The 342-nt window shown below is 42.4% G+C and carries 1 protein-coding gene; it reads left to right on the top strand.

The window, feature by feature from the left end; all coding sequences use genetic code 11:
- Positions 1–342 (top strand): IS1 family transposase (locus tag CXF65_RS01140; RefSeq protein ID WP_198551938.1); only part of this gene is annotated, 342 nt, incomplete at both ends.

Raw genomic sequence — 342 nt, 5'->3', positions numbered from 1 at the left:
TCATGCTTTAACCTACCAAGGTTGTCACTCCCAAATAGAAGATAAAATACGGCTAATGACGGTTCATGGTTGCGGTGTTAGAGACATAGCGGTTATGGCCTCAGTCAGTATTGGAAAAGTGCTTAGTACCATAGGCTCATCTGTTTATAAGATCGCGCCTAAGAAGCGCTACTATGAACGCTTAGAGGTTGATGAATTCTGGACTTACGTGTATCGCAAAAAGCGTAAAGTTTGGCTTATTTATGCTTATGACCGTGCTACCAATGAGATTGTTGCTTATGTTTGGGGCAGACGTGACTTAAAAACGGCTAAGAAGTTAAGAGCGCGTCTTAAGCAGCTTAC

Source organism: Psychrobacter sp. Sarcosine-3u-12, assembly GCF_002836005.1.
Classification (GTDB): domain Bacteria; phylum Pseudomonadota; class Gammaproteobacteria; order Pseudomonadales; family Moraxellaceae; genus Psychrobacter; species Psychrobacter okhotskensis.
The sequence above is the reverse complement of the archived record's forward strand: the minus strand, read 5'-3'. Positions and strand labels throughout refer to the sequence as shown.